This is a genomic window from Pseudomonas sp. G7(2022) (assembly GCF_052660475.1).
This window is the reverse complement of the sequence record NZ_CP109659.1, coordinates 998,631-1,010,639: the sequence shown is the minus strand read 5'-3', so window position 1 is coordinate 1,010,639 and position 12,009 is coordinate 998,631. Positions and strand designations below refer to the sequence as shown.

Below are 12,009 nucleotides of genomic sequence, written 5' to 3'. Positions count from 1 at the left end.
GCGCGACGGTATTCGAGCGGCCGTCCGGGTGCTGTAACGTTGAAGCGCATTTTTATAGGCTTTTATTGTTACAGCGCTCTAGGCAAACACGACAGTTTCAGGCATATAATTTGCTTAAGTTTGGCGCTCCGGCGCCCTGTAGTGGATGGCGCATAGCGCCGGCGAATAAGGTGTTAAGCCCCTGCCATGAAACCATCGCTAGTCTTGAGAATGGGCCAGCAGCTGACGATGACACCGCAGCTGCAACAGGCCATCCGCCTGCTCCAATTGTCGACCCTGGATCTGCAACAGGAAATCCAGGAGGCGCTGGAATCCAACCCGATGCTCGAACGCCAGGAAGACGGCGACGACTTCGACAATTCCGACCCGCTGGCCGACAACGCCGAACAGAAACCCAACACCGAGATCCAGGAACCTTCCTATCAGGAAACCGCGCCGACGGTCGACAATCTCGAGGACGGCGAATGGAACGAGCGCATCCCCAACGAACTCCCTGTGGACACCGCCTGGGAAGATGTCTACCAGACCAGCGCCAGCAGCCTGCCCAGCAGCGATGACGACGAGTGGGATTTCACCACCCGCACCTCTGCCGGTGAAAGCCTGCAAAGCCACTTGCTGTGGCAACTGAACCTGGCGCCGATGTCCGACACCGACCGCCTGATCGCTGTCACCCTGATCGACTGCATCAACAATCAGGGCTACCTCGATGAAACCCTCGAAGAAATTCTCGACGCATTCGATCCGGAACTCGACATCGAGCTGGACGAGATCGAAGCCGTCCTGCACCGCATCCAGCAGTTTGAACCCGCCGGCATCGGCGCCCGCAACCTGAGTGAATGCCTGCTGCTGCAATTGCGCCAGCTATCGACCAAGACCCCCTGGCTGGCGGAAGCCAAGCGTCTGGTCACCGATTACATCGACCTGCTCGGCAGCCGCGACTACAGCCAGTTGATGCGGCGCATGAAGCTCAAGGAAGATGAACTGCGCCAGGTCATCGAACTGGTCCAGAGCCTCAACCCGCGCCCCGGCTCGCAAATCGAGTCCACCGAAGCCGAATACGTGGTACCCGACGTGATCGTGCGCAAGGACAACGAGCGCTGGCTCGTCGAGCTGAACCAGGAATCCGTGCCACGCCTGCGGGTCAACGCCCAATACGCCGGTTTCGTGCGCCGCGCCGACACCAGCGCCGACAATACCTTCATGCGCAATCAGTTGCAGGAAGCCCGCTGGTTCATCAAGAGTCTGCAGAGTCGCAACGAAACCCTGATGAAGGTAGCCACTCAGATCGTCGAACATCAGCGCGGATTCCTGGAGTACGGCGACGAAGCCATGAAGCCACTGGTGCTGCACGACATCGCTGAAGCGGTGGGTATGCACGAGTCGACGATTTCCCGGGTGACCACGCAAAAATTCATGCATACCCCGCGGGGCATATATGAACTGAAATACTTTTTCTCCAGCCATGTCAGCACCTCCGAAGGCGGCGAATGCTCGTCCACGGCGATCCGCGCGATCATCAAGAAACTGGTCGCCGCGGAAAATCAGAAAAAGCCGTTGAGTGACAGCAAGATCGCTGGTTTACTGGAGGCACAAGGCATTCAGGTGGCTCGCCGCACCGTCGCCAAGTACCGCGAATCCCTGGGAATCGCGCCTTCGAGCGAACGCAAGCGGTTGATGTAAGCCACGTTACAGCGTTCCAGTGGCAGGCTCTTCGGCCTGCCGCTTTATGCACTGGCAACGAAGGAGAAGCTGTATGCAAGTCAACATCAGTGGACACCAACTGGAAGTTACCCAACCTCTCCGTGAGTACGTTGAGCAAAAGCTCAAGAGGCTTGAGGGACATTTCGACAAGATCACCAACGTGCAAGTCACGATGTGCGTCGAAAAGCTGAAGCAGAAAATCGAAGCCACGCTGCATATTCCCGGCAACGAGGTCGTCGCAAACGCGGAACATACCGATATGTACGCAGCGATCGACGCGCTGACCGACAAGCTTGATAAACAACTCAAAAAGCATAAGGAAAAGACCCAGAGCCTGCTCCAGGGCGCTACCGGTCGATAACCCCCACCCCCATGATCCGACTTGAAAGCATCCTGACCCCCGGCCGTTCCCTGGTGAACGTGCCGGGCGGCAGTAAAAAGAAAGCCCTCGAACAAATTGCCAACCTGATCGCCCGGGAAGTCCCGGATCTGGAGATGCAAGATGTCTTCGAGGCGCTGATTGCCCGTGAAAAACTCGGCTCGACGGGTTTTGGCAACGGCATCGCCATTCCCCACTGTCGCCTCAAGGGCTGTGAATCGCCCATCAGTGCCCTGATGCACCTGGAAGCCCCAATAGATTTCGATGCCATCGATGGCGCACCGGTCGACCTGCTGTTCGTGTTGCTGGTCCCGGAAGCTGCCACCGATGCGCACCTGGAGCTGCTGCGCCAGATAGCCAGCATGCTCGACCGCAAGGAAGTGCGCGAGAAACTGCGTCGCGCCACGACTAACGAAGCCTTGTATCAGGTTGTCCTGGACGAGCAAAACGGGCACTAAACATGCGCTTGATCATCGTCAGTGGCCGTTCCGGCTCGGGCAAAAGCACCGCACTGGATGTCCTTGAGGACAACGGTTACTACTGCATCGACAATCTGCCGGCCGGCCTGTTGCCGGAGCTGGCGGAGCGCGCGCTGATTCATACTGAACTGTCTCAACCACTGGTCGCGGTGTCGATCGATGCACGCAACCTGCCAAGCCACCTCTCGCGCTTCCCGGAATTGCTTGAAGAAGTTCGCAGTCGACACATCCAGTGCGACGTTCTGTACCTGGACGCCGACGAAGAAACCCTGCTCAAGCGTTTCTCGGAAACCCGTCGCCGTCACCCGCTGAGCAGCGCCAACCGTTCGCTGGCCGAGGCAATCGACGATGAAACCGCCCTGCTGGGCCCCATCGCCGATCTGGCCGACCTGAAGGTCAATACCACCAATCTGAACCTGTATCAGTTGCGCGACACCATCAAGCTGCGGCTGCTGAACCAGCCTGAGCCGGGCACGGCATTTCTGGTGGAGTCGTTCGGTTTCAAACGCGGCATGCCGGTGGATGCGGATCTGGTGTTCGATGTACGCTGCCTGCCCAACCCGTACTGGAAACCGGAGCTGCGCGCACAGTCCGGGCTCGATGAGCCGGTGGCCGAGTATCTGGCGGCGCAGCCGGAAGTCGAAGAGATGTTTCAGGACATCTACGCCTATCTGTTCAAATGGCTGCCGCGCTTCGCTGCGAGCAATCGTGCCTACGTGACCATTGCCATTGGCTGCACCGGCGGGCATCACCGCTCCGTCTACCTGACCGAACGTCTGGGTCAGGCCCTGCAGAAAACCCTGAAAAACGTCCAGGTCCGCCACCGCGACCTCAGCTAAAGGATTCACACCGCGATGCCTGCTCTGGAAATCGAAATCATCAACAAACTGGGACTGCATGCCCGGGCGTCGGCAAAGTTCGTGGGCGTGGCGGGTCAGTATCCCGACTGCACGATCAGAGTAGGTCGCACCCCCGAAACCACGGTTGATGGCAAAAGCATCATGGCGATGATGATGCTCGCGGCCGGCAAGGGCACCAAAATCTACCTGAGTACCGAGGGTCATCAGGAACAGGAAGCCATGGATGCACTCGTCGCCCTGATCAACAACTACTTCGACGAAGGCGGCTGAAAGTCCATTGTGGCGAGAGCGGTCTCTCTCGCCATACTTATCCCAACGCCGTATCCATCACCATCATCAGACAGAAACCCATCAGCAATCCCAGACTCGCCAGCTTGTCGTGACCATTGCGTCGCGACTCCGGGATCACTTCGTGGGTCACCACCAGCAACATTGCCCCGGCCGCCAGCGCCAATCCCAGGGGCAACAACAATTCCGCCAGGCTGACCAGCCACGCACACAGCAGGGCGAACACCGGTTCGACCAGACCTGAGGCCGCCCCGATCAGAAACGCATTGACCCGCGACATCCCTGCCCCGGCCAGCACCAGCGCAATCACCAGCCCTTCCGGCACGTCCTGCAAGGCGATACCCATCGCCAGGCTGTCAGCGTCCTGCATGCCGCCGCCAGCGCTGACGCCGACGGCCATGCCTTCCGGAATGTTATGGGCAATGATGGCAAACACGAACAGCCAGATCCGCGGGGGAATCACCGGATGCTCGACACTGCCGATCAGCATCTCCGGTGACGCGCCGGACAACTTGCGGTCCACCAGATACAGGCCGAAAGCACCGAGCATGATGCCGAAACAGATCAGACCACTGGCGCCCCAAGGGCTCAGCCCCAGGCCTTCTGCGGCGGCAATCCCCGGCACGATCAGCGAAAACGCGGTCGCCGCCAGCATCACGCCAGCGCCAAACCCCAACAGCGTATCGCCTAACACCTGAGGCATGTTGCGGATCACCAGCACCGGAACCGCCCCGAGTGCCGTACCAAGAGCGCAGATCGCACCGCCCTGCAATGCCCGGGACAGTTTCGGCTCCAGGTTCAGCCATTCGAGTCCGTGAGCCACCAGCAAGGTCATGCCCGCCAACAGCAGCAGCGACCCGAATGCGTAACGGAACATACGCCCACTTCCGATCGCCAGTGTTTCAGTGCCCATAGTCAGCCCTGGAGTGTTTTATAGACGACCTAAACCAGCGCAGCCTGATAACGCGCAGCGACTTCAGGCCAATTGATCACGTTGTAGAACGCGCTGATGTATTCCGGGCGGCGATTCTGATAACGCAGGTAGTAGGCGTGTTCCCACACGTCGAGTCCGAGAATCGGCGTGTGGCCGCTCATCAGCGGGCTGTCCTGGTTACCGCTGCTTTCCACCACCAGCTTCTTGTCCGCAGTGACACTGAGCCACGCCCAGCCGCTGCCGAAGCGGGTCAGCGCAGCTTTGGTGAAGGCTTCCTTGAAGCTGTCGAGACCACCCAGTTGCTCATCGATCGCCCTGGCCAGCGCTCCGTTCGGCTTGCCCCCACCGTTGGGCACCATCACTTCCCAGAACAGCGAATGGTTGGCATGCCCCCCGCCCTGGTTGATGACCGCCGCACGCAACGTTTCCGGCAGTTGCTGAACGCTGGCCACCAGCTTTTCCACCGGCCACTCGGCGTATTCAGTGCCCTCGACTGCGGCGTTCAGGTTGTTGATGTAGGTCTGGTGATGCTTGGTGTAATGAATCTCCATGGTCTGCGCATCGATGTGCGGTTCCAGTGCGTCGTAGGCATAAGGCAGTGCTGGCAGGGTAAAGGCCATATCAGTGGACTCCATGGTGATATTGAGCAGGCACGCGGCGTGCATTGCCGGTATCCGGGTGCAGCAGACGCTGGGTGCGCGGGTATTCGCCGTGCTCGCTGATGAAGTTGAGCAGCTCGACATAGGTCTTGCTGCTCTGGCGCAGCGCCGCTTCACGCAGCGCCGGGCGCAGACGCTCATCCTGCATGGTCTGCAACAGGCGCTGGTGGATCGCGCACAGGTATTCGGCGCTCTCCTCCGGCTGGTTCAGGCGCAGATGCAGGTCGGCCAGGTTGTGATGGGAAATAACGCAGGCCGCTACCGCTTCGTCGGCATCGCCCCAGCGCTCGAACAGCACCTGGGCCAGGGCCAGCGCTTGCAGATAGGCCTCGCGGGCGTCGATCAGTTCGCCCAGCATGAAGCAGCGATTGGCCCGTTCGATCGTGCGTTTCCAGTGCTCCATGGTGAACCTCCAAAGCGATTGCGGTGCTTACACGCCGCCGGCGGTGAGTTTCTCGGGATTGAGCAACTCTTCCAGCTGGCTGCGCGACAGGTCGGTGTGTTCCAGCGCAACGTCAATCACCGGACGGCCCTGTTTGTAGGCCTGCTTCGCGATTTCCGCGGCTTTCTGGTAACCGATGATCGGGTTGAGCGCTGTGACCAGAATCGGGTTGCGCGACAGCGCTTCCTTGAGGCGCGACTCGTTGACCTTGAAACTGGCGATGGCCTTGTCGGCCAACAGACGGCTGGCGTTGGCCAGCAATTCGATGCTGCTCAACAGGTTCTGAGCGATGATCGGCAGCATCACGTTCAGTTCAAAGTTGCCTGACTGACCGGCGATGGTGATCACCGAATCGTTGCCGATGACTTGCGCCGCCACCATCGCAGTGGCTTCCGGAATCACCGGATTGACCTTGCCCGGCATGATCGACGAGCCCGGCTGCAAGCCTTCCAGTTCGATTTCGCCAAGGCCGGCGAGCGGGCCGGAGTTCATCCAGCGCAGGTCGTTGGCGATTTTCATCAGCGAGACGGCGGTGGCCTTGAGCTGACCCGACACGGCCACGGCTGTGTCCTGCGAGCCGATCAGCGCGAACAGGTCCTTGCCCGGGGTGAATTGCACGTTGGTCAGTTGGCTCAATTGGCGGCTGAAACGCGCAGCGAATTCCGGATGCGCGTTGATTCCGGTGCCGACCGCCGTGCCGCCCTGAGCCAGGGATTGCAGGCTTGGCAGCAAATCCTGCAGGTGACTGATATTGGCCTTGAGCTGCTGCGCCCAACCGTTGAGTACCTGGCTCATGCGCACCGGCATGGCGTCCATCAAGTGAGTACGGCCGGTCTTGACGTGGTGATGCACCTGTTCGGCCTTGCGCTCGATGACTTGTACCAGATGCAGCAGGGCCGGCAGCAACTGCTCGTGCAGCGCCAGTGCGGCGCTGACGTGGATGGTGGTCGGGATGATGTCGTTGCTGCTCTGCCCGCAGTTGACGTGATCGTTAGGATTGATTGGCTCGTCGAGCAGGCGACTGGACAGGGTGGCGATCACTTCGTTGGCGTTCATGTTGGAGCTGGTGCCGGAACCGGTCTGGAAGATATCCACCGGGAAATGCTGCATGAAGTCGCCTTCGAGCAGACCCTGGGCGGCATCGCTGATGGCTTTGCCTTGAGCGGCGCTGAGCTGGCTGAGTTCGACGTTGGCCCGTGCGGCAGCGGCTTTTGCCAGAATCAGCGCACGGATGAACGAGGTCGGCATCGGTTTGCCGCTGATCGGGAAGTTATCCACTGCACGCTGGGTCTGCGCGCCGTAGAGAGCGTCCACCGGCACCTGCAGTTCGCCCATGCTGTCGCGCTCAATACGTGTCTTGGTCATCTGAAAATCCTTGCACCAGTTCAATAAGGGGAATCGAGGGTTGCAACTCGCAAGTGGCGAGTTGCCAGGCGTAGCTTTGCCAGCGTTTGAGCCGGCATTTGCACAGCGTCAGGCGCTCCATTTCACGCAATGGGCGCCAGGCCTGATCGAGACAGAGACTGCGCCAGTGCCACGGCAGAGCGATGTCGGTGGCCGTGTCGAGCAGCAGGCGGAAAGAGGTTTCAGCGACAGTCCAGGGCGAGGTCGCCGTGCAGCAGGCCAGATACCGGCCTTCGGCCAGGTAGTGCTCGATCAGGCGCGGTTCGTCCGGGTCCATCGCGCAACGGATCTGGCGACTCATCCAGCGCCAGCTTTCGAGGTACGGCTGCTCGTGCAAGGCAGAACTCATGATCCTGGGCTCATCCGATAATGAGATTTATTATTAGATGATAATGAGAACCAAAACAAGCGTAGCTTTTCAGCGGCCTTGTCCATCCGAAAAAATTTGCAGACACAAAAAAGGCGCGCCACCGGATTGGGTGGCGCGCCTTTTGTTTGCCTGTCGGAAACTTAGCTGCCCGCGACAGTCATCTTCTCGATCAACACCGAACCGGTGCGAATGTTGCTGCGCAGCTCCAGATCATTACCGACTGCGACGATCTGCTTGAACATGTCGCGCATGTTGCCGGCGATGGTCACTTCCTGCACCGCGAACTGGATCTCACCGTTCTCGACCCAGAAACCCGCCGCACCGCGCGAGTAATCACCGGTCACCATGTTCAAACCATGGCCCATCAACTCGGTGACCAGCAGTCCACGCCCCATACGCCGCAGCAAGGCAGCCTGGTCTTCATCACCATGAGTGACGAACAGGTTGTGTACGCCGCCCGCGTTGGCGGTGCTCGGCATACCGAGTTTACGACCGGAATAGGTGCCAAGGATGTACGACACCAGCTCGCCTTTCTCGACGAACGGTTTGGCATAGGTCGCCAGACCGTCACCATCGTAGGAAGCACTGCCCATGGCACGCATCAGGTGCGGGCGTTCGTCGATGGTCAGCCATTCCGGGAACAGCTTCTGGCCCAGGGTGCCTTCGAGGAACGACGATTTGCGGTACAGACTGCCGCCGGAAATGGCCGACAGGAAGCTGCCGAACAACCCACCCGCCAATTCCGCCGAAAACAGTACAGGCACTTCGCAGGTCGGTACCGGACGCGCGCCCAGACGGCTCGCCGCTCGCTGTGCCGCACGCTGACCAATGCTCACCGGATCCGCCAGCAAACTGCCCTGGCGGTTCACGTCATACCAATAATCGCGCTGCATCTGGCCATCGGCCTCGGCGATCATCACGCAGCTCAGGCTGTGTCGGGTCGAAGCATAACCGCCGATGAAACCGTGGCTGTTGCCATACACACGGCAGCCCTGATGAGTGCTCAACGTGGTGCCATCGGCATTCTTGATGCGGGCATCGGCGTCGAACGCCGCCGCTTCACAGAGCAACGCCTTTTCGATGGCCTGCTCCGGAGTGATGTCCCATTGGTGGAACAGGTCGAAATCCTGAATATCCCGGGCCATCAGGGCGGCATCCGCCAGCCCCGAGGCTTCATCTTCCGAGGTGTGCCTGGCAATCGCCAGCGCCGCGGCGACAGTCTCGCGAATCGCATCCGGCCCGGTGGCAGACGTGCTGGCAGACCCCTTGCGCTGGCCGACGTACAACGTGATGCCAAAGCCCTGATCGCGGTTGAACTCGACCGTTTCTACCTCACGTTGACGCACGGAGGTTGACAGCCCCTGCTCCAGCGACACCGCCACTTCGCAGGCACTGGCGCCCTGACGCCTGGCTTCGGCGATGATCTGCTCGACCTGTTCCTGCAGTGCCGGCAATGCCTGTGGGCCGACGCTTTCAACTGCACTCATGCTCATCTCCACTCAAATTCTGCTTTCGGCTGGGGCCTTCGAGCGACCGGGCCGGACAAGCGGCCCCCGACTGGTTATCATGGCGGCGTTTCTTTGCGGACTGCCACCATGGTTGATTCTTACGACGACTCCCTCGATACGGGAGAAAAAAGCAAATCCCAGGTCAAACGCGAGCTGCATGCTCTGGTTGACCTTGGCGAGCGCCTTACAACGCTCAAGCCCGACTTGCAGGCGAAACTGCCATTGACCGACGCTTTGCGCCGGGCCCTGGCCGATGCGCCCAAGCACACCGCGAACATCGCGCGTAAACGGCACTTGCAGTTCATCGGCAAACTGATGCGCGATCAGGACACTGACGCCATTCTCACCTTGCTCGATCAACTCGATGCCTCGACCCGTCAGTACAACGAGCGTTTCCACAACCTCGAACGCTGGCGTGACCGCCTGATCGCCGGTGACGATGCCGTGCTGGAGAAATTCGTCGTCGATTACCCGGACGCCGACCGCCAGCAACTGCGTTCCCTGATCCGTCAGGCCCAGCACGAGGTTGCGCAAAACAAACCTCCTGCCTCGAGCCGCAAGATCTTCAAGTACATCCGTGAGCTGGACGAGACTCAACGCGGTCTGCGCTGATATTCGCCACCGGGTGGCCGCACTGCGCGCCACCCGAAGCTCCATCCCTTCTTATGCGCCCGTGCCACCCACGGTGATCGCATCGATTTTCAGGGTCGGCTGACCGACACCCACCGGCACCGACTGCCCGTCCTTGCCGCATGTGCCCACACCGCTGTCCAGCGCCAGATCGTTACCGACCATCGACACCCGGCTCATCGCTTCCGGACCATTGCCGATCAACGTCGCGCCTTTGACCGGCGCGGTGATCTTGCCGTCCTCGATCAGGTAAGCCTCGCTGGTGGAAAACACGAACTTGCCGCTGGTGATGTCGACCTGACCGCCACCGAGGTTGGCGCAGTAGATGCCTTTCTTCACCGACGCGATGATTTCCGCCGGATCGCTCTGGCCGCCGAGCATGTAGGTATTGGTCATCCGCGGCATCGGCAGGTGCGCGTAGGATTCGCGGCGACCGTTGCCCGTGCGGGCTACGCCCATCAGGCGCGCATTGAGCTTGTCCTGCATGTAGCCCTTGAGCACGCCGTTTTCGATCAGCGTAGTGCACTCGGTCGGGGTACCTTCGTCGTCGACGCTCAGGGAACCACGACGACCGGCCAACGTGCCGTCATCGACGATGGTGCAAAGTTTGGATGCAACCATTTCGCCCATGCGACCGCTGTAGGCCGAACTGCCCTTGCGATTGAAATCGCCTTCCAGACCATGGCCGACCGCTTCGTGCAGCAGCACACCGGACCAGCCCGACCCCAGAACCACCGGCAAGGTGCCGGCCGGTGCCGGAATCGCTTCCAGATTCACCAGCGCCTGGCGCAACGCTTCACGGGCATAGCCCATGGCGCGGTCTTCGGCGAGGAAATAACGGTAGTCGGTACGCCCGCCACCGCCGTGTCCGCCGCGCTCGCGACGGCCATTCTGCTCGACGATCACACTGACGTTGAAACGCACCAGCGGCCGCACGTCGGCAGCCAGACCGCCATCGGTTGAAGCCACCAGAATCCGCTCCCAGACCCCGGCCATGCTCACGCTGACCTGTTGGATACGCGGGTCGAGGGCGCGAGTCGCCACGTCGATGCGCTTGAGCAGTTCAACTTTTTCAGCGCGGCTCAGCACTTCCAACGGGTTGTCCGGCGCATACAACTGGGCGACGTCCTGGGTGCTGAACGCCTGCACCGTTCCGTTCTGCCCGGCGCGAGAAATCGAACGAGCCGCACGGGCCGCCGCGCCGAGCGCTTCGAGGGTGATCGCGTTGCTGTAGGCAAAACCGGTTTTCTCCCCGGACTGGGCCCGCACGCCGACACCCTGGTCGAGGTTGAAACTGCCTTCCTTGACGATGCCGTCTTCCAGCGACCAGGACTCGGAAATCTGCCCCTGGAAATACAGGTCGGCCGCATCGATGCCTGGACCCGCCAGATCACCGAGCACGCCTTGCAGGCTCTCGATCGTCACGCCGCCGGGCGCCAACAGGTGATCACTGACTGAGGACAACAACTCGCTCATAGGTTTTACGCCTTAAATTCGTGTTCTGAAGCAGGTCGCTGGGCGCCCTGCGAAAAAAACCGCCGATGATTCGTCACCGGCATGCGCGCCCGGATGGACGCCTGTTCGTCACTGTCACGCTCGGCCAGCAACACGGCTTCGCCTTGTTCCTGCTGCGCCAGCACGCGCCCCCACGGATCGACAATCGCCCCGTGGCCAAAGGTTTCCCGCGGCCCTGGATGTGTCCCGCCTTGAGCGGCCGCCAGCACATAGCACTGGGTTTCAATAGCCCGTGCGCGAATCAACACATCCCAGTGCGCCGCCCCTGTCACAGCGGTGAAAGCCGACGGCGCGGTAATCAGCTCAGCCCCGGCAGCCCGCAGCTCACTGTACAACTCCGGGAAACGCAGGTCGTAACACACCGTCAGGCCGAGCCGGCCGACCGGGGTATCCGCCAAGACCACACCACTGCCGTAAGCATAGTCATCGGATTCGCGGTAACGGCCGCGATTGTCCGCCACGTCCACATCGAACAGGTGCAACTTGTCATAGCGGGCAACAAATTCGCCCTGATCGTCTACCAACAACGAGCAGGCATGAGACTTGGCTTCGGGCTGCCCCACGGGCGGCAACGGCAAGGTGCCGGCCACTATCCATAACTTGAGGTCGCGGGCGGTCTGTTTCAACCACGGCAGGATCGGGCCTTCACCGAGGGCTTCGGCGCGGCCGATATCGGCGATGTCGCGACGGCCCATGGCGGCGAAGTTTTCCGGCAGTACCGCCAGCTTCGCGCCAGCGTTGGCCGCTTGTTCGAGCAAACGTCGGGCATCGCGCAGATTGGCCAGCACATCGCTCTGGCTGACCATTTGAATCACCGCTAAAGACATGGCGCACTCCGCA

General features: G+C 60.7%; 14 protein-coding genes. 6 read left to right on the top strand and 8 right to left on the bottom strand.

Features of this window, described 5'->3' with window-relative positions; all coding sequences use genetic code 11:
* The first annotated feature begins 186 nt into the window (after positions 1-186).
* From NE357_RS04400 to NE357_RS04380, 5 genes are all read left to right on the top strand, one after another.
* A complete protein-coding gene (locus NE357_RS04400; RefSeq protein ID WP_169428870.1) occupies positions 187-1,680 on the top strand; it encodes an RNA polymerase factor sigma-54 in 1,494 nt (497 codons plus the stop codon).
* A 73-nt stretch (positions 1,681-1,753) separates the two neighbouring features.
* Positions 1,754-2,062 (top strand): ribosome hibernation-promoting factor, HPF/YfiA family, encoded by a 309-nt coding sequence (gene hpf / locus NE357_RS04395; protein WP_007953578.1) that lies wholly within the window; start codon positions 1,754-1,756, stop codon positions 2,060-2,062.
* Between the two features lie 11 nt (positions 2,063-2,073).
* Entirely contained in the window at positions 2,074-2,538 is a 465-nt protein-coding gene (gene ptsN, locus NE357_RS04390; protein WP_169428869.1) for a PTS IIA-like nitrogen regulatory protein PtsN, read from the top strand.
* A 2-nt stretch (positions 2,539-2,540) separates the two neighbouring features.
* Positions 2,541-3,398 (top strand): RNase adapter RapZ, encoded by an 858-nt coding sequence (gene rapZ / locus NE357_RS04385; RefSeq protein WP_169428868.1) that lies wholly within the window; start codon positions 2,541-2,543, stop codon positions 3,396-3,398.
* A 15-nt stretch (positions 3,399-3,413) separates the two neighbouring features.
* On the top strand, positions 3,414-3,689 hold the full coding sequence (locus tag NE357_RS04380; RefSeq protein WP_169428867.1) for an HPr family phosphocarrier protein: 276 nt from the start codon (positions 3,414-3,416) through the stop codon (positions 3,687-3,689).
* 37 nt (positions 3,690-3,726) lie between these two features.
* Here the strand turns inward: NE357_RS04380 and NE357_RS04375 are convergent, their stop codons facing one another.
* From NE357_RS04375 to pmbA, 6 genes are all read right to left on the bottom strand, one after another.
* On the bottom strand, positions 3,727-4,620 hold the full coding sequence (locus tag NE357_RS04375; RefSeq protein WP_169428866.1) for a ZIP family metal transporter: 894 nt from the start codon (positions 4,618-4,620) through the stop codon (positions 3,727-3,729).
* 29 nt (positions 4,621-4,649) lie between these two features.
* The gene (locus NE357_RS04370; protein ID WP_169432594.1) at positions 4,650-5,261 is read right to left on the bottom strand and encodes a superoxide dismutase; all 612 of its coding nucleotides are present in this window, start codon (positions 5,259-5,261) and stop codon (positions 4,650-4,652) included.
* A gap of 1 nt (position 5,262) precedes the next feature.
* Positions 5,263-5,703: a hypothetical protein gene (locus tag NE357_RS04365; protein ID WP_169428865.1), complete on the bottom strand. Its 441-nt coding sequence runs from the start codon at positions 5,701-5,703 to the stop codon at positions 5,263-5,265.
* Positions 5,704-5,730: 27 nt separating this feature from the next.
* On the bottom strand, positions 5,731-7,107 hold the full coding sequence (locus tag NE357_RS04360; RefSeq protein WP_169428864.1) for a class II fumarate hydratase: 1,377 nt from the start codon (positions 7,105-7,107) through the stop codon (positions 5,731-5,733).
* Positions 7,088-7,495: a FagA protein gene (locus NE357_RS04355; RefSeq protein WP_169428863.1), complete on the bottom strand. Its 408-nt coding sequence runs from the start codon at positions 7,493-7,495 to the stop codon at positions 7,088-7,090. The genes NE357_RS04360 and NE357_RS04355 overlap by 20 nt, the downstream gene beginning before the upstream one ends.
* A gap of 161 nt (positions 7,496-7,656) precedes the next feature.
* On the bottom strand, positions 7,657-9,003 hold the full coding sequence (gene pmbA / locus NE357_RS04350) for a metalloprotease PmbA (RefSeq protein ID WP_432760319.1): 1,347 nt from the start codon (positions 9,001-9,003) through the stop codon (positions 7,657-7,659).
* A gap of 108 nt (positions 9,004-9,111) precedes the next feature.
* Here pmbA and yjgA point away from each other — a divergent pair, with 108 nt between their 5' ends.
* Positions 9,112-9,636 carry a ribosome biogenesis factor YjgA gene (gene yjgA, locus NE357_RS04345; RefSeq protein ID WP_007953598.1) on the top strand — a complete coding sequence of 175 codons (525 nt, stop codon included), beginning with the start codon at positions 9,112-9,114 and terminating at the stop codon, positions 9,634-9,636.
* A 51-nt stretch (positions 9,637-9,687) separates the two neighbouring features.
* Here yjgA and tldD read toward each other — a convergent pair whose 3' ends face one another.
* Positions 9,688-11,130 carry a metalloprotease TldD gene (tldD, locus tag NE357_RS04340; protein WP_085711794.1) on the bottom strand — a complete coding sequence of 481 codons (1,443 nt, stop codon included), beginning with the start codon at positions 11,128-11,130 and terminating at the stop codon, positions 9,688-9,690.
* 5 nt (positions 11,131-11,135) lie between these two features.
* Positions 11,136-11,996 carry a carbon-nitrogen hydrolase family protein gene (locus NE357_RS04335; RefSeq protein ID WP_169428861.1) on the bottom strand — a complete coding sequence of 287 codons (861 nt, stop codon included), beginning with the start codon at positions 11,994-11,996 and terminating at the stop codon, positions 11,136-11,138.
* Positions 11,997-12,009: the final 13 nt, after the last annotated feature.